Here is a 17,530-nt window from a genome sequence, read left to right as displayed (position 1 = left end):
TTTATGGGACGAGCCGTTTCGTGTCAGGTTGCCGGTTGCGGCCATCGCTGCAGGGCTTCCTGCCCCGCCTCGGTCAGGCCATAGACTCCCCGATCGAGCCGTTCGAACCAGCCATAGACATTCGCGAGCAGGATTTTGCCGGCATCCGGGACGCTGGACCTGATCTGGCGTACGCGCAAGGGGCCTGATGCCAGCGCCTCTGCGCAGCCGAGTGCCTGCTGGCGATAGGCGGTCATGATCGGCGCGCGTGTGCTGCCACCCACTGCCGGATCGCCACGCCGCCTCTGGTGTTCGCGCATCAGCCGGGAGCGCCGTTTCGGATTGGTGCGCGGCATAGGGGTCACGGAGCCGACGAGAATGCTGACATCGCCGGCATCGGAAATACCGAGCATGCCGATCCCGAGCCTGCGGCAGAGATCCCGGTAACGTTTGTCAGCCTCACGGCCCCTGCCCTTGGCCGAGACCCGCGCCGCGATCCAGACCTCATCTGCGATAGCCGCCCGATCGACAGCCTGCAGGATAAGTTCCAGATTAAAGCTCAGTTTCAGCTCGCAGATCACGACAACAGCCGGGTCGTCGTCGCTTAGACCCACGAGGTCACAACCACCAACTTCACCCTTGACGGTGTAACCAGCCTTTTCAAGAAAGCCTTTGACGGGCAGATAAAGCGACGTTTCCATATACCAGCGGGTTCAAGTGACGATCCGGCCCCTGAATACATCGATCCGCCCACCAAGAACAACCCTTTGACGGGCGCAGCGACGGACATCACGGATTATCGGTCCCCTCGGCGGGAGACGGCATCCAGCGGAAAACTCATACCTTATTCAGGCTTCCTGCCGGTCAGAATATTATTCAGCACCGTCATTTGCCGGCGGTTCCACTCAATCGCGTCCTCGAAGGCTTTGTTTCCCAGTTCCTGCCGCTGATCCTGGCTCGCGGCCAGTTGCAGGATTGCGTCGGCAAAAGCCTGATGATCACCATCGCCAACAATGACCACGCCGCGCCGGTATCGTTCCGAAAGTCCCCTCGCGCCTGTCCGGGTGCTGATCGTGGGAACACCTGCGGCGAGAGCGTCGAGCAATTTTATGTTGATGCCCGTTCCAAGCGTGATGGGATTGATCGAGAGTGGCGCACGGGTGAAAGCTTCCTTCAGGCTGTCCACGCGGCCAAGTTTGACAACACCGTCCCTATCCCCGATCTTGCCGCATATGCTGCCAGCCACGACCAGGCGAATATCCGGCCGTGTCGCCCTGACGATCGGCAGGACGTTGTCAATGAAGCCCGTCAGGGAAATGATGTTGGCGTCATTGCTGGAACCAAGAAACAGGAAGTCGCTCGAACTGAGGTCTTCCACTCTTCCACCGAGATCGAGAGTATGGCTGACGGTTGCAACAACCGGCGGCTCTGCCCCCTGCCGCTGCCTGAACGTCCGATCCTCTTCCTCCTGAATGGCGACAACCACGTCCGCACGGCGGAAAGCCTTGCTTTCCATTTTCGGTGGAACGGAAAACCAGTATCCGTATTTGTTCGCGGTATTGACGAAAGCCTTGTGTCGGTCGGCGAAGGAATCATGGGTGTCGAGAATGCGCAGCACCCCCTTCGGCAACCCCAGGAACGCCCGCGAATGAAAGGCATATTCGACAATGACGGCATCAATGCCAAGCCGGCGCTGAATATCCCGAACCTGCCGGCCGATTTCCGGGTAATAGAACTCGTCGAGGTGATTATAAAAACCGCTGTCGCGACCGAGAAGGCGGTGGACCTTTCGGACGGCTCGAAACGCGATCACTTCAGCTTCTAACCCCCAATCCCCGATAAGCCTTGTTTTAAAACGGCTCCGCTGCCGTGATACGAAATGCAGGCGCCCGGAGCTGAATTCTGCTTCATGCGCGGCCGGATCGAAATCGGCGGCAATCGGGGTATCAACATAAACGAAATGCACCTCATGTCCCAGGCTGCGAACGGCGCGCGTCAACTGGAGAATCCGGCTGCGATTGCCCTCGGACGCGGGAACGGCGGGAATGGCTGAGACGAAAGCAACTTTCACCTGAATGTCTCACGCCTGTCTAGAGAATGTTTCAAACAGCTGAAAATTTCTTCTGGAAAGTTCAAGAACCTCGGGCAGCTTATTCTTTACGTTTTCGCGAATTTCATCAACGTGATCCACGAACTTTATCAGAGTACTTGTGATACCCTCCTCTGTATAAAACGCAGACGGCGAAAGAAGATCGGATGCGGCAAGACGAAAATGCTTATATAGCCCCTCAAATTTACCTTGATAGGCGATACATGTAACAGGCACACCTTTGCCCAGCGCCGCGATGGCAAGGTGCATGCGTGCGCTGACAAGGCCATCGAGTTGCCCCGCGACCCCCTTCAGAACAGGCGCAGGCCACTCACCTTCAAGATATCGAACTTTGTCTGCAAGCGAAGCGGGGACAAGTTCAGCAATGGCCTTAAGGCAAGCCTGGTCGCCAAAGCCTTCCCGGTAGTCGTGCGGAATGAGCAACCAGCATACCGGTCTTTCCTCGGCGACAAATTTAAGCGCTTCCACTCCATGCCGGATAATCGCATCAACCTGCACTTGATCTGCATTTTTAAACAACATGGGATGCAGGTTGAAGCCCATTACTCTGAAGCCTTCAGCCCGCTTTCGCTCAATCCATGAACGCGTCTCCAGATCAGGCTCTGATGGAATGAGACTAAAGGCAGAATCGGCAACAAGTGCTGCATTTGTTTTCGCGAAGGATTTAAGACGTTCAAGGGAGACCGCGTCACGTACGTTGAGTGAAACTCCCGGATGCAGAGTTCGATAGAACATGGCCAATATGGGAGAAGGCGTTTCATTAAAACTGAAACCGAGGATGACACTCTTAATTCCGGCGGCCGCGGCCAGATCCGCGCTGGCGAGAAATTTCGCACTTACCAGTGGGTGGTAATATCCGTCCATGACATCCGCACCGACCACTACAACACAGTCATAATTCCGCGCCACGAATTGTTGAGCCAAAGCGCTTATAAAATCGGGTTTCCCAAAGATATCCACGGGGGTGAAGCCCCTCGCCAGGGCAGGGCCGACAGAATCCGATCCGTCGACAAGAATATCTATTTCGACTTCAGGATTACTCGCGCGAGCTTGCTGTAAAGTGGCCGTAATCATTGCATCATCACCGATGGACCCAAAAAGAGTTACGGGGTCACCCGTTACGATCAAAATCCGCCTGAGTTGCGTTCCCGCAGCAACAGGTTTGATACTGCGTTTCAACGCTTGCAGATCCTTAAAGAGCTGCCGAATTATCATGTCGCCGTTTCGCTGCTCGTTATATTTCACCCATTTCTTATGAAGTGGCGCCGGGATGATCTTCTTAACTAGCTTGCGCATTTTCTTTCCTTTCGAGAAATTATTTTGCTCGTGAGGAGCGTGATGGCAGATCTGGCCTCGCTCCTCGCGGTCAGGACCAAAAGAAAAGAATATGTCGCAACGAAAATGGACCCGAGCACGAGTCCGGATAGGAAATCACCCATCCCAAACGCGCTAACCTCAGGGCGTATCCAGTACACGAGCAGAAAGCATAACCCGCTGGACGCAAAGCTCGGCAGGAGCAGAAGGAAGATTTTCCCTAGACCAATGCCAAGTTCTCGCGCGACATAAAAAAACGTGAAAGGAGTAGAGGTGACTTGCCCGAGGACATATACAGCAACGATTTCCTTAATGCTGTTTGTCGGAACGAGCAAAATCAGCAGGATCGTAGAAATCGCCTTCACGCTTCCGGCAATCAGTACTTTGCCAGGCTTACCACGCGCAGAAAGAAAAGGACCATTTTGAAACTGGACGCATTGCAGCGCGCCCAGCAGAAGCAGCGGTTGCGCCACCTCATCTGCCCCTTGCCAGCGGCTACCGAACAGAACGTTGCAGATTTCTGGCGCCAATGCCGCGGCGAGCACAAAGACTGGCGTCGAGAAGATCGCCGACATGGTGATCGACTGCTTGTAGAGCGCCGCCATTCGTTCCCGTTCGTGCGAAACGCGTGAAAGCACCGTCAGCGAGACGTCATAGAGCGCCGCCTGAAGCAATTGCATCAGAAGTTGATAGAGCCTGCTGCCAACCGTGTAGAGTCCGAAGACGGCCACGCCATAACGTCCCAGGATCATGAAATCGATCAGGCGCGTGGCCGCGAAATCGACAATGCGAAGGCCGAGCGCCGACGAACCGAAGCGAAGCAGTTCGACGAAGGTGCCGGGATTGAGAGCGGTGCCCGGCAGCCAATGCGGCTTTCGCCAGAGCCAGATCAGCGTGACGAGGGTGGCGACATAGGTTTGAACGACGAGGCTCCAGACGCCCATGCCCGTGATCGCGAAAACAATCGCCACGCCACCGCCGACGATGTTCGAGATGAAGGTTCTGATTGCCAGCGGTTTGAAAGCCAAAGCACGGCGATAATTCACCTCCTGAAACATCGAAGCCGTGTTCAGCGGCAGCAATATGCAGATCGCCACGATGACCGGCGCCAGCCCTTCGACCTCGAACCAGCGTTCCAGTTCCGGTGAAAACACGCAGACGACGATAGCCAGCAGCGTTGCGACCGTGACCGAGGCATAAAAGGGCAGATTGACGTCGCCGGGTTCCAGGTTGCGTTTCTGCACGATCGCGTCCGCGAATCCGAACTCCGACACCATCTGGATCAACATCAGCACCAGCCCGGCGGTGGCGACCATGCCATAATCGGTAGGGCTGAGGAAACGGGCCAGAACGATGAAGAGAATGGAGGTGAAAAGCTTACCGCCCCAGTTCTGGACGATGGACCAGAAGACACCCGTAACGGCGGCGCTGCCTATCGACGTAGCTTCGGCCATCAATCCACCATCCGTAAACCCGGCCGAGTCGACGCAACATGCGCAACCGCCGCAAAACAGTCGACGCCCAGGCCGTGAAAGCGGAGGCTGCCCTTATTGCTTCCCGCCATATGCCCTCTCCTTCAAAGAAAACCGCGGCAACGGACCGGGTCCGTTGCCGGTTAAGATGCACGCAGGGTTCGGCTTTGCCTGCTGCTCGTCAGGACGTCCTCATAGAGTTTCACATAATTTTCGCCGACCCGACGCGAGGTGGATTCCTCGACGATGTTTCCGAAATCCGCCTCCGTCGGCAATTCTTCGCGCGAGAGCGTCAGCACGCGGCGGATACGGGCGGCAAGGTCGGTGGCGTTGCCCGGTTCGAACAGCCAGTCATGGTTGGTCTCGCCGATCAGCTCCGGAATGCCGCCGGAGGCTGCGCCGATGACCGGCACGCCCATGGCATAAGCCTCGTAGATCGTGCGTGGCGAAGGCTCGGCCCAGAAGGAAGGGACGATGAGCACATCGATCTCTTCGAGAAACTCCTTCGGTTTCGCCCAGCCGACGAATTCGATCGGCAGATCGCCGGCCTGAACCGTGAAACGCTCGATCGAATCGTCCATCGCATGGCCGGCGACCAGACAGCGCCAGTTCCCGTGACCGATTTCCCTGAAGGCATCGACCATGTTGCCGACGCCTTTTTCCGTATTGATACGGCCGATATAACCGAAGGTCAGCGGCCGGCCAGTGCGGTCGATCTGCCGGCGGGCGACCGGATCGCCCTCCGGAACCGTGCAGGAATAAAAGATAACGCGGCGCAGGTTTTCCGGGATGTGACGGAAAAGCCCGTGATTGACATGCGTCTTGAGGATTTCAGTGCCGACGCTTGCGACAGCGCTGATATAACGCTGGGTGAATTTCTTGGTGAAATTCACCGCCTGACAGCCGAGATGGATGTGCTCGCAGGGCTTACCGCCCTTGAACATGGCGGCATTGCCGCACAGGAGATCATATTCGCAGATCGTGTGAACGATCGGAATGCCGCGCTTATGCGCCGCCCGCCACACCAGCGTCGTCACATCCAGCAGCGAATGGGTGTTGAGAACGTCAGGCTTGAAATCGTCGAGGACGGCCTCGAACTGTTTTTCGACGTCGAAATTCCACTGCTGCTTGAGCTTCTGCATGCGCCGCTGCTGCGGCGAATATTGCGGCCAGTCCTCAAGCCAGAAATCGTTATTATGGAACATGCGGTAGACGGAGACGCCGTTGCGCATGGTTTTCGGTTCGGCCTGCCGCTCGATACAAGCGGCGCCGACCGTATGTCCCATGGAGACGAGTTCCTCGGCGAGATGTTCGACCGAACGCTCGCATCCACCAACGATATGCGGCGGATAAAGGCTGCTAAGATGGAGAATTCTCATGCGGATACGCTCTGTTTTCCTTCATCGAAAATCTATGGCGTCCATCCCGGGCTCGTTTGTCTCCCTTCATTCCAGGAGACCAGTGAGACATCTGCAAAAATATAAAGAGCCGGAGCAGAACTAATGTTTGAAAATATGAATTACCAAAATCTACTTTTCAAAAAGCACGGGAATCGACGCTATTTCAAGTGATTTTTTTTGCGGCGCGGCAAAAGCCATGCGGTGTTGCGAAAAGAACCGGCCTCGTGTTACGGTTTAGCCACTTTAAAGTGCAGGCAATCGGCAATCGGTTGCGTTGCAGGCAATGATTTAACTGAAATTCATAATATCATTTTATTTCAAAGAGATGGATTTTGGGCGGCCGCAAATGCCAAGATTTCCGGACCATTTTGATATCGAGACCGGGCAACCGTGACCGCCATTCAAACGGCGACGCCCATGTGACGGCGTCTGTCTTATCGTTTCTCAAGGAGGCGCAGATGAATGGAAGAACGCCAGCCACGATGGGTGGCCTGACGCGGCGCAACCTGCTTTCAGCAGCACCCCTTGCATTGGTCGCCGCCTCGGGTCTTAGCGCTACTTCGGCAAGGGCGCAGAGACTTGCTTCGGCCAGTACCGAAGCCTTTCTCGACAGTGTCGGGGTGTGCGGTCACTTCACCCGCCCCACGGGCGTCTATCCGGAACGGTTCGACCGGATCGTGCCCGAGCTCGAAGCGCTGGGCGTCCGGCATCTGCGTGACGACGGGCTCATCGCCGCAAGAGACAGTCGCGACAGCCCCGTCTTTCGGCGGCTGCGACGGATCGTGGCGGCTGGCGTTCGCCTCACCGTCATCTGTTACGACAATCTCAACCCTTACGTTTCCACGCCGCTCGACAGACTCACGGATTTTTACGATTGGTGCGATGCGGGTATCGATATTTTCGAAGGCAGCAATGAACCCAACCTGACGAAGGACCCGCAAAATGCTCCGCGCATTTCGGCGGAGCACCAGGCGGCGCTGCACGACACCATCCGCTCGGTTCCGCGCCTGAGTGCGGTGCCCGTTGCGGCGCCATGTTATGTCCTGTCGAACAGAGCGCTGGCGCTGGATCTGAAAAATGCCTGCGATTACGGCAATATCCACCCTTATGCCGGGATGGAGCATCCCGAAACCACCGGTCCGGGGGCGCTCTCTAAATCCGTCGCCGCTTCGGCGCATATAGCGGCCGGCAGGCCGGTGCTCGCCACGGAAATGGGTTACCATACCTCTCTGCAGACCAGGACATTTCATTTCCCCGTCACCGAAGGCATCAAGGCGCGCTATATGCCGCGCATGCTGCTCTGGTGTTTCATCAGCGGCATCCGCCGGTCCTACATCTATGAAATGGTTTCAAGCTTCGCCGCCGATGAGACAAGCCCGGAATCCTCCTTCGGCCTGCTGCGCCATGATCTAAGCCGCACCCCCGCTTACGAGGCCGTTCGCATCCTTCTTTCCCTTTGCAGGGCGGAACGGCAGACCGGACCGGCGGAACGACAGCTCGATTTCCTTACCGACGATTCCCAAAGGTTGGCCCTGCACCTTACAAGACCGGACGGTGCTCTGCTCGTGCCTGTCTGGCTTGGAATTTCCGGCTGGCAGTGGCCAGCCCGCATCGAAAACCCGCCCGCCGAACGGGTTGCCACATTTTCGGTGGCCGGCCAGCATAGTCACGTTATCGCACACCGTTTCCGCGATGACGGCTCCGTGAGCCAGCAGACAATTACGCAGGAAAGCGGGCAATACCGGCTTTCCGTCAGCGACCAGCTTACGGTTCTGGAAGTTTTCTGACTGATGCGGAGGAAATGCCGCATCGCAAAATTGTGTGTATCGCGTCGCGCTATTGCATGATAGCCTGCTTGAATACTGGACTTCCGCCCCGCAAAAGCGGGTGCGATATAATACTAAATATATCTTTATTTTTATAGATTGACGATGATGAAAAATTTTAAGAAAGCGCCCGCTGCCGGCGCGCAGCGTCTCGATGTCCTTCAGCTAATGCGCGCCGTTGCGGCAACCATGGTCGTTGCGCTGCACGCGGACGTGAACTGGCCATTCACACTTTTTCCATTGCATCTGCTGAGGCTGGGAGGCGGTGTCGACCTGTTTTTTGTCATTTCCGGCTTCGTCATCGTTTATGCATCCCGGCCCTATTTTGCCGCGACGGGCGGTCGTTCCGCATTTCTGCTGCGCCGGTTCCTCCGCATCGTCCCGCTTTACTGGTTTGTGCTGACCCTGCGGCTCGCCATGGCCGCCAGCGTGACCATAATCAGCGCAAAGGCCTTTCCGCCACTACAGTCGATCCTCACCTCCTACCTGTTTATTCCCTATGACAGCATGGGTTATGGCGACGCCTATCCGTTTCCGCTGATCGATCTCGGCTGGACGCTGAATTACGAGATGTTCTTTTACATCGTTTTCGCAGCGTTCATCTTCCTGCCGCTGGAGCGCGCGGTTTTCACGACAGCCGGCGTGTTGTTTGCCGCCGTCATGATCGGCTCCGCATTCGATCTCGGCCTGCCGTTCAGCTTCTGGTTCCAGCCGATCATTCTCGAATTTGTCGCAGGCATGTTCATCGCGGTCCTCTTCCTGCGAGGCGTTCGCCTGCCGCCCCTGCTCGGACTTGCAACGGCCCTGTGCGGCATGGCGATCTGGATGCTCACCGATCTGAACAGGATAGGGTTCAAGTGCGATCCGGGCTGTTATTCGTTTTCGCGGCTGCTGGTTTTCGGCGGCGGCGCGATTTTGCTGATGTCGGCGGCGACCTTGACCAGAAACATCTCCCTGCCCCGTTTCGCCCAGCCGCTGGCGAAACTCGGCGATTCATCCTATGCGCTTTACCTGCTGCACCCCTTTATCTTCCGGGGTTTCAAGATCGCGCTCGGCGGCGTGACGTTCCCGCCCGAATGGGGCAACCTCGTTTATCTCGTCATCGTCGTCAGCACCGTCGCCATAGCCCATGTCTTTCACGTCCTTGTCGAGACGCCGGCCAATATCTGGCTGCGTGACCGGCTGATAACGTCACCACGGAAAGTCGCCGTGTCATGAACAAACCGAAACAAGGCAAGGGCGGTTGTTAACAATAGCTGAGGGTTTCCGCAGCAAGTTTATTTAGTGCTTGATCCTTTGCTTGGGCTGTGCGATTTAGAAGGAAATTTTAGATGTTGGGTAAACTTGCCTGGCATTGGATGTATTTAAAGTCGTATTTTAAAAGATTTGGAGAGTTGGATGCCCCGCATTCGTAACGGCTCGATGCTCGTCGGTGCGATGTTCATCGCCAACATGGGTCTGTTTTCTGTTGTCGCCAACGCACAGAACGTGGAAACTGCACCGCAGAAGACGCCCTCCGTTGAGAGCGGGGCAACAGGCGGGCCCGTCAAGGCCGCCGATGAAACCACCGCCGCATTTCTGAACCGCGTCAACACCAGCAATCCGGACACGGTTTCGATTGCTACGGCGGAACTGTTCAAACAGTCTCCGACGCAGGGGATGATCAGTGATCTGATCACCATCGCCTCCAGCACGGATGCGGCAACGGCCGATGTAACCGGAAAAGTGACGAGCGGATTTCCGATCATCGCCGTGTCCACCAGCGCAGCGCAGTTCTCCGAACAGCTTTCCGGCCTCATCCTGAGTGACTCCGGCCAGCTGCCCACCATCGTCGCACTGGCCCAAAAGGTCGGTAACAAGGACTTCTCCGAAGTCGTCGGCGAAGGCTTGGCGCTTGCCCATGCTACCGCAATGAGGAACGGCAATACGATACTGGCAGCCGCCATTCAGTTGCAGACAAAGGGCGCAAACGTGCCCGCCGATCTTCTGATCGCCTTTAGCGAGAATATCCAAGGAACGGCTGCCGGTCCGGCCGCCCCTGCGGCTGCCGCGGCGACGGCATCGCCGATCGGCGGAGCCGGTTCCTCGCCGGCAAGCGCCAACAGCATCGGCGGTTCGGGAACGGCAGGCACCGCAGATGGCACCGCACAGGCGGGCGGCGGAAGCGCACCTGTCGGCGGCGGCGGTAGTGGCGGAGCGACAGGCAGCACCGGCACGTCCTTTTTCACCACGATCAACAATTTCTTCTCGACCGGCAGCACCACCACGCCTGTCAGCACAAGTCCCGTTTGAGTTTGGCTTTGTCGCCTTTCCCGCGGGGAAGGCTGCCGCCAGTTCTGTGATGCAACCGTGACTTGGCGGGCGTTGCGCCCGCCGAAAAGAGCGAGGCTGACAGTTGTTGCAAAGGCACGATCCCCTGACGATGGCTGACTACGATAAAGGCGGGCTGACGTCCGAGTTTATCGATATCGACGCCGTTCTTGCAATGATCCGCCGACAATGGCGCATCGTGCTTGCCGCGGTCGCAGTCGCCGGGGCAATCGGCCTCGCTTTTGCGGCAACGGCCGTTCCGATCTATTCGGCGACGGCGACGCTGCTGATCGACCGCAATAACAGCCAGATTGTCGAACAGCTTTCGACGATTGGCGGCGTCATAGAGGATGAAGCTTCCATTCTCAGCCAGGTCGAGGTTCTGCAATCGGAAACCATCGGGCTTGCCGTCGTCGATAGTCTCAACCTCACCGAAAACCAGGAATTCAGGGCAACACGCGCATCACTTCTAGGCTCGATATTCGGCACCATCCGCTCACTCGTCAATGTTTCCCAATGGTTCTCGCCAGCGAAGAAAAAAGAGGCGGTGGTTGACGATGGAACCCTGAAGAGAGCGCTGTCGGACCAGCTGCTCAACGGCCTCAGTGTCAAGCGCATCGGCCGGACCTACGCGCTGGAACTCACCTATAATTCGACATCGCCGGTTCTCGCCGCGCAGATCGTCAATGCCGTGGCCTCGGCCTATCTGCTGGACAAGCTGAATTCCAAATACGAGGCGACGAGACGCGCCAGCGACTGGTTGTCCGACCGTATTGCGGAGCTGCGCCAGCGGGCGCTCGAAACCGATCTGGCCGTGCAGAAGTTTCGCGCCGAACATAATCTGATCTCGACCGGCGTTAACGGCCTGCTCTCCGATCAGCAGCTGGCGGAATCCAACAGCGCGCTGATCCTGGCGCAGTCGGAAACGGCCAGGGCGCGGGCGCGGGTGCAACGCATCGAACATATTCTCGCCACCGACGATGTCGATGCGGTCGTTACCGATATTCTCGACAGCTCGGTCGCCAACGATCTGCGCAAAAAATATCTCGAAGCCTCCAAGACTGAGGCGGAAATTACCAGCAGGCTCGGCAGCAACCACATTCAGGCGGTACGTCTGCGCAATGAAATGCAGGAATACCGCCGGCTGATGTTCCAGGAAATCAGCCGCATCGCGCAAAGTTACAAAAGCGATCTGGAAGTCTCGGAAGCGAGGGAAAAGTCGCTCGCCGAAAGTGTCGCCAAGGCGACCGACATCAGCAACTCCGCCAGCGAGACACAGGTTCAGCTGCGCGAATTGCAGCGTGAAGCCGAAACCTACAAGAACATGTACCAGACCTTCCTGCAGCGATATCAGGAAGCGATGCAGCAGCAATCCTTCCCCGTGACGGAGGCGCGGGTGATTTCCAAGGCGATGCCGCCCAGAATCCCGAGCAAGCCGAACAAAACCATGATTTTGGCGCTGTTCATGATCATGGGCGCCGCAGCAGGCGGCGGCATTGCCGTGTTCCGCGAATTCCGGGATCGTTTTTTCCGCACCGGGGAACAGGTCCGTGATGTTCTTGGGCTGGAATTCCTCGGCAATACCCCGCTCATCCAGAACAACAAGGCCATAATAGAAGATCAGGAAGGCGGCCATGCGGCCCTGACGCGCCCCACCAGCGTTGCGCGCTATGCGGTCGACCATCCGCTCTCCTCTTTCGCCGAAACCCTGCGCAGCACCAGGCTTGCCATCGATCTCGGCGTTCCCGCCAAAAGCGGGGCCCGGATTGTCGGCGTCGTCTCGGCCTTACCGAGCGAAGGGAAATCCACGATCTCCATCAACCTTGCGCAGCTGCTCGCCGGGCAGGGTGCGCCGGTCCTCTTGCTGGACGCCGACATTCGCAATCCCGGCGCAACGCGCGCCATGGCGCGTCACGCGAGTGAGGGCCTGCTCGAAGTCCTGCTGGAAGGCCGCAGCGTGCAGGACGTGCTGCTTCATGACGAAAAGACGCGTCTCGCTTTCCTGCCCACGGTGGTCAAACAGCGTGTCCCTCATTCTTCCGAACTGCTGACCTCGGCGCAAATGCACAAGCTGCTGGCCGAAGCGAGCACGGCTTTCGACTATATCATCGTCGACCTGCCGCCGCTCGGGCCGGTGGTCGACGCCCGCGCCATGGCGGGCCGGATCGACGGTTTCATCTTCGTCACGGAATGGGGCAGAACCGCCCGCCGGGCGGTGCGGAACACGGTGGAGAATGAGGTTCATATCCGCAAGAAGTGCCTCGGGGTCATCCTCAACAAGGTGGACACCGAAAAGCTGAAGCTTTACCGCGCCTATGGTTCAAGCGAATATTATCATTCGCGCTATACACGATATTACCATGATCAGGCGTAACGGCGTGACCCGCCTGCGGAAAGCCCTCGCGGTCGTACCGGTCCTCGTCATTTCCATCTTTGTCCTGTCCGTCGCCGCCCAGGCCTTTTCGCAAAGCCGGCGTTTTTCCGATATTGTCGCATTGGCGCGGATCGCCGACGACAATAATGGCCTTGCGCCTGATCTCCTTGCGGAAACAATCCCTGAACTTCAGCCCATCGTCACCGAAAAAATCTGCCGTTCGGATATCGTCAAAGCCGGTCTAAGGCTCGTTCTGGCCGATCTCGATGCGAATGGCGTCGATCCGGCATCCGATTCCGGCGCGGCGCGTCTCGGTTTTGCCGAGACCTTTATTCGCCATTCGCTCTTTTGTTTTCCCGCAAATGGCGATGTCTGGCTGCGTCTTGCCATGGTTCGCTCGCTGCGCAACGCCTCACCCATGGAAGTCACCGTGCTGATGAACTTCTCCCAGCTCTACGGGCCTGCCGATGCCAATCTGATCCGTGGGCGTTTCGTGATGTGGCGGCAATTTCCGAAGAACACCTTGCCCGAGGCCGAGGCGGCCCGCGAGGCGGATACGGCCGTCGTCTGCGGCAAACAGGGGGAAATCCTGCGATGGACCCTGGCGGAGGTTTGTCCAAAGCCAGTACCAGCGGACACAAGACGCCCCGCGCCGCCGTCATGATCTGAAACGATGAAACGGCTGAGCCTCGTCGATATTCGCGGCATAGCTACCACAAACAATTCCGACAAAGCCCGAAGATATGTCGCTCACCGAATCCCGATCAGAACCGCTCCCCTCCTTGCAGACCCCACCGGTGGCGGTTCGGGACTATGTCCGGCCGGTCGCAATAATCGCGTTCTGGGCAATATTTCTGTTGGCGCTTCTCAATCGCGGCGCAACGGAAATCGAAAGTCGCATCGTTGTCACGATGGCGATCTATCTCCTGCTGGCGCCGGCAATCCTGCTGTTCGGGCCGCCAAAGGGCGGTGCAGGCAAAGTACTTACGGCGGCCTGTCTTTTATTGGGAGCGCTTATCGTTCAGGTGCTGTTGCAAGCCTCCTCCATGCCTGGCATCGCGCGCCCCAACCCGGCATGGTCCATCGCCGCCATGTTCATGCAGAATGCGCCAGCCGCCACAATCTCCCTGACACCGGCGGATGACCGGATCGGCCTCATGAGCGCCGCCCTGCCCTTCGGCGTCTTCATGACGGGCCTCGTGATTTTCGATAGCGACGAGCGCGCGGCGAAGACGCTACGATGGTTCGCAATCGCCGGTGGCTGGCTCGCGCTGTTTTCCATCGTGCAATTCGTGCTTTTCCCCGAAGCTCTCGGCTTCATCCAGAAGCGTTTCTATCTCGGCAGCCTCACCGGCCTTTTTGTCAATCGCAATACCGCCGCGACCTTTTTCGGCCTCATCCTTATCACGCTCGCCGCATTGTTACATAAAAGCCTCCTCGCTCCGGATTGGGTCAGGGTAAAGGCGCTCGTGGCAAATCGCCTGACCGTGCCGGTGGAGCAAAAACAGCTCATCCGCAGGGCCGCATTTCTCGGTGTCCTCGCAGGCTTTTGTTTCATCGCATTGATGTTGACGGGATCGCGTGCGGGGATCGGCTCAAGCCTCGCAGCGCTGATTTTACTGATCCTGCTGATTGTGTTCAACTCTCCGGCCAGAACCGGGCGCAATGGCGCCTCCAGCCGGCGCAGGCAGCGCGGGACGAGACGTCGTGCCGCGCTGCTGATTGCCGTCGCCATCGCCCTCTTCGCGCTTTTCGCCAACCGGGTGGCGCTTCGCATGGAAATGCGTTTGGAAGACGATATGCGCTTTTGCTACATGCCGGGCATCGCACGCGTCATCGCCGACAACTGGCCACAAGGATCAGGTCTGGCAAGCTTTACGGAAATCTATGCGCCCTATCATGTGGCGCGATGCGGGGTGGACGCCGTCGTCACCCATGCCCACAATGTCTACGCCGAGGGATTGCTGACACTCGGTGCAGCCTTCCCGTTTTATCTCGCTTTTTTTGTGCTCATCCAACTGGTGATTTTCATTCGCGGGGCGCTGAAACGCAGAAATTATCGTTATGCCTCTCATCTCGGCCTTGCCGCACTGCTGCTCGTCCTGCTGCATTCAACGCTTGATTTTTCGCTGCAAGTTCCAGGCTTTGCCATGGCCTATGCCGTTTTCCTCGCCCCGGTCGTCACGCTTTGCCTGAACCCGCCCGGAATGGAGCGGGAAGGCCGCAAAAGGCGCAGACAATTTCCACACGATGCTGCAATGCCGGCGCCGGACCGTTCAGGTCCGACAGTACAAACGCCGCTTCGTCTGCAATAATGGATTTCACGAATGCAAAACAGGTTTCGTGATCTTAAAGGCGCAGGAAATTGAGCATGCGGATATTGCAGATAACCTCGCTATTTTCTCCGGATCGGGTGGGCGGTGCGGAAATATTCGTGGAAGATCTTGCGCGTGGACTTGCGGATAAGGGGCACACGGTCGCGGTGGCCGCCATCTCACGTGAAGAGCAGGCAGGGGAACAACGCGATGGTTTCACCATTCACCGCCTCGGGCATACCACGCCGTTCTTTATCGGCGACTGGGGGCAGCAACCGGAATGGAAACGAAAATATTATAAGATCGCCGTTCAACTGGATCTGCGCCTCGTTCGCAGGCTTGCGCGTGTCATCGATGATTTCCGGCCGGACGTGGTCAATACGCATTCGCTGTCTGAACTGACGCCGCTGATCTGGCCGATGATCCGCAGGCGCAGCGTTCCGCTGGTTCATTCGCTGCATGATTTCACGAGCATGTGCACCAATGGCTCCCTGTTCCATGATGGGCATATCTGCGATGGCAGCAGCAAAAAATGCCGTGCCTTTTCTTATCTCCACCGGCGTTGCCAATGCGCGGTCGATGCTGTCGCCGGCGTCGGTCGCGATATCGTCGAACGCCACGTGCGGGCCGGTTTTTTCACCCATGTTCCCGAAAACCGCCGCACGGTGATCTGGAATGCCATCTCACCACCCGATTCGCCGGAACCGCGCATTGCCCGCACACCCGGCAACCCTCTGGTTTTCGGCTATCTGGGTCGCATCGAAGCACCGAAAGGGGCTGACTTGCTGATAGAAGCGTTGCGGCTTTTGCCGCCGCAGGGCTGGCGCGCGGTCATGGCAGGGCGCGCGCCGGAAGGTATCGAGATCTATCAACAAAAGGCAGCCGGCCTACCGGTCGACTTTCCGGGCTATGTGGAGGCCGATCATTTCTTCGCCGGCATAGATTGCCTCATCGTGCCGCCCCTATGGCCGGAGGCCTTCGGCCGCACCGTCGCTGAAGCCATTCTGCGCGGCGTACCCGTCATCGGCGCAAATCTTGCGGGTGTCGCCGAACAGATCGGCGCGGACAGGCCGGAACGCCTGTTCACCCCGGGCAATGCCACCGAACTGGCCGCGCGCTTGGCGGAGGCGATACGCAATCCCGCCATGCTAGCGGAAACGCTTGAGACCCGGGAACGAATTCGCCAAGGCGTTGAGCCACGTGGGGTCGTCGCGGCCTATGAAAAGCTCTATGCGGATGTGTGCAAAACCGCATGATCGTGACGACGGCCTCCCTCCTCAGGCGGCGGCTCCTTGCTTGAAAAGTTGCACGTAGCTCTCCGCAGCCTTCTGCCACGAATATGATTTGCGGTTTTCATAACCCGCCTGACGGAGATTTTCTGCCAGCTCCGGATTATCCAAAAGTCGCTCAAGCGCGATGACGAGGCTTTGAGCATCCGACGGATCGAAAGTCAGGGCGCCTTCGCCGGCAATCTCCGGTGTTGCCGAACGATTGGAGCAGACGACCGGGCATCCTAGCTGCTGCGCCTCCAGCACCGGCAGACAGAAGCCTTCATAGGTGGAGGGGACGCAAAGGCAGGCTGCGTGACGGTAAAGTTCGGTCAGTTGCCGGTCATCTATGCCGGAAAGCCGGATCAGCCGGGCCTGCAACTGCGGATCGTCCAGCGCGCCGGCGATTTCCTCCGCCTCGTCACGGCCAACATGCACGATGCGCAAATCCGGCCATTTTTTGCCTAGTATGGCAAAGGCTTTGCCCAGGAGAGCGAAATTCTTATTGGACGTCGCGTTTCCGACCGCCAGTATGTAGCGTCCGGGAACAGGCGGCACCGTGTCGAAAGCCCCGGGATCGACATTCAGCGTGCTGTCGGAATGAATGGTGATGCTCTTACCGACAGCGGCGGGATAGAAACGCCCGAGATCCTTCCGCGTCGCTTCGGATACGCAGACGATCCGATCCGAACCGGCCATCATCAGCTTGAAGATGAAATCAGTCGTCAGGGTCGCCCGCCAGCCGATCTGTTCCGGAATGGTTTTGAAATAAAGATCATGAACAAGGGTGAGACGCCGTTTGCCGCCGAGGGGACTTCCGAAAGGATCGGCATTAAAAAGCACATCGATGCCATGCCGGCGGCAGAGCGCGGGCAGCGTCACCGCCTGACGCACCACATCGAAAACCATGACGCGCGGCCGTGGGGTCTCGATGAGCTGCAACCGGCTGTCGCGCAGGTTTTCAGGCAGTTGCGCCCGCATCCAGGGAGAGCGCAGAACATAGTCATCGGTCGTCTGTTCCAGCAGCCGCTCCAGCAGACTGAAGGTCACGCGGGCCACACCGGAGGCCTTGCCGCCATATTGGCTCGGCATGTTTATGAGAATGCGCATCCTGGCCCTTCCGCCTGCTGGCATTGCCTGTTCCTGTCGATCGCCGCGCGAA

General features: G+C 57.9%; 13 protein-coding genes. 7 read left to right on the top strand and 6 right to left on the bottom strand.

Annotated features, from left to right (window positions below):
- Window positions 1-23 precede the first annotated feature (23 nt).
- The 5 genes from PL599_RS00695 to PL599_RS00675 form a co-directional block, all read right to left on the bottom strand.
- A complete protein-coding gene (locus tag PL599_RS00695) occupies window positions 24-680 on the bottom strand; it encodes a DUF2161 domain-containing phosphodiesterase (RefSeq protein ID WP_269823465.1) in 657 nt (218 codons plus the stop codon).
- A 143-nt stretch (window positions 681-823) separates the two neighbouring features.
- On the bottom strand, window positions 824-2,050 hold the full coding sequence (locus PL599_RS00690) for a glycosyltransferase family 4 protein (RefSeq protein ID WP_269823464.1): 1,227 nt from the start codon (window positions 2,048-2,050) through the stop codon (window positions 824-826).
- A gap of 9 nt (window positions 2,051-2,059) precedes the next feature.
- Entirely contained in the window at window positions 2,060-3,385 is a 1,326-nt protein-coding gene (locus tag PL599_RS00685; protein ID WP_191216708.1) for a polysaccharide pyruvyl transferase family protein, read from the bottom strand.
- Window positions 3,373-4,857 (bottom strand): lipopolysaccharide biosynthesis protein, encoded by a 1,485-nt coding sequence (locus tag PL599_RS00680; protein ID WP_269823463.1) that lies wholly within the window; start codon window positions 4,855-4,857, stop codon window positions 3,373-3,375. Before PL599_RS00680 ends, PL599_RS00685 begins: the two co-directional genes overlap by 13 nt.
- Window positions 4,858-5,018: 161 nt before the next feature.
- A complete protein-coding gene (locus PL599_RS00675; RefSeq protein WP_142912051.1) occupies window positions 5,019-6,254 on the bottom strand; it encodes a glycosyltransferase family 4 protein in 1,236 nt (411 codons plus the stop codon).
- Window positions 6,255-6,733: 479 nt separating this feature from the next.
- Between PL599_RS00675 and PL599_RS00670 the strand changes: the two genes are divergently transcribed.
- The 7 genes from PL599_RS00670 to PL599_RS00640 all read left to right on the top strand — a co-directional run bounded on the left by PL599_RS00670 (window position 6,734) and on the right by PL599_RS00640 (window position 16,356).
- A complete protein-coding gene (locus PL599_RS00670) occupies window positions 6,734-8,062 on the top strand; it encodes a hypothetical protein (protein ID WP_269823462.1) in 1,329 nt (442 codons plus the stop codon).
- 144 nt (window positions 8,063-8,206) lie between these two features.
- Window positions 8,207-9,319 (top strand): acyltransferase family protein, encoded by a 1,113-nt coding sequence (locus tag PL599_RS00665; protein WP_077985178.1) that lies wholly within the window; start codon window positions 8,207-8,209, stop codon window positions 9,317-9,319.
- Between the two features lie 180 nt (window positions 9,320-9,499).
- A complete protein-coding gene (locus PL599_RS00660) occupies window positions 9,500-10,393 on the top strand; it encodes a hypothetical protein (protein WP_269823461.1) in 894 nt (297 codons plus the stop codon).
- A gap of 130 nt (window positions 10,394-10,523) precedes the next feature.
- Entirely contained in the window at window positions 10,524-12,785 is a 2,262-nt protein-coding gene (locus PL599_RS00655) for a polysaccharide biosynthesis tyrosine autokinase (protein ID WP_271358772.1), read from the top strand.
- Window positions 12,772-13,449, top strand: a complete 678-nt coding sequence (locus PL599_RS00650) for a hypothetical protein (protein WP_077985181.1) — start codon at window positions 12,772-12,774, stop codon at window positions 13,447-13,449. Before PL599_RS00655 ends, PL599_RS00650 begins: the two co-directional genes overlap by 14 nt.
- A 79-nt stretch (window positions 13,450-13,528) precedes the next feature.
- On the top strand, window positions 13,529-15,100 hold the full coding sequence (locus PL599_RS00645; RefSeq protein WP_269823459.1) for an O-antigen ligase family protein: 1,572 nt from the start codon (window positions 13,529-13,531) through the stop codon (window positions 15,098-15,100).
- Between the two features lie 56 nt (window positions 15,101-15,156).
- Window positions 15,157-16,356 (top strand): glycosyltransferase family 4 protein, encoded by a 1,200-nt coding sequence (locus PL599_RS00640; protein ID WP_269823458.1) that lies wholly within the window; start codon window positions 15,157-15,159, stop codon window positions 16,354-16,356.
- 21 nt (window positions 16,357-16,377) lie between these two features.
- On the opposite strand, the gene PL599_RS00635 is transcribed toward PL599_RS00640, so the two are convergent.
- Window positions 16,378-17,478 (bottom strand): glycosyltransferase family 4 protein, encoded by a 1,101-nt coding sequence (locus PL599_RS00635; protein WP_269823457.1) that lies wholly within the window; start codon window positions 17,476-17,478, stop codon window positions 16,378-16,380.
- Between the last annotated feature and the right edge of the window lie 52 nt (window positions 17,479-17,530).

It is taken from the genome of Agrobacterium sp. ST15.16.055, from assembly GCF_027956555.1.
In the GTDB taxonomy this organism is placed as follows: Bacteria; Pseudomonadota; Alphaproteobacteria; order Rhizobiales; family Rhizobiaceae; genus Agrobacterium; species Agrobacterium salinitolerans.
The sequence above is the reverse complement of the archived record's forward strand: the minus strand, read 5'-3'. Positions and strand labels throughout refer to the sequence as shown.